This window comes from Aquabacterium sp. A08 (assembly GCF_011742065.1).
The window spans coordinates 1-316 of sequence record NZ_JAAQQT010000031.1; the positions used below are offsets into that span (position 1 = coordinate 1).

Below are 316 nucleotides of genomic sequence, written 5' to 3' on the forward strand. Positions count from 1 at the left end.
GCCCTGCAGACCCTGGCCCAACGCGCGCAAACCGCGCCGGCCGCGGTGCAACAGCTGCTGTGGGCCCGCAGCCACGCCGAGCTGCAACGCTGGCGTACCGACGCGCAAGCGGCGGCTGGATTGCCCACGCCGCACGCCGCACCGGCCACGCTCGCGCCACACGCCAAGGCCCCGCCCCGCGTATCGCCCCTGGCCGAGCTCACCGAGCGGCTGCGGCAGCGCGCACCGGGCGCTCACGGCGCCAGCGCAGCGCTGGCTGCCCGTGCCGACCCGCCCGACATGCCCAGCCTGCAGGGTTTCCGCGAGGTTTGGGCCC

1 protein-coding gene is annotated in these 316 nt (G+C 76.9%); it reads left to right on the forward strand.

Going from position 1 to position 316, the window contains the following annotated elements:
• A partial coding sequence (locus tag HA630_RS00180; RefSeq protein ID WP_166831970.1) for a DUF2894 domain-containing protein occupies positions 1 to 316 on the forward strand: 316 nt, incomplete at both ends.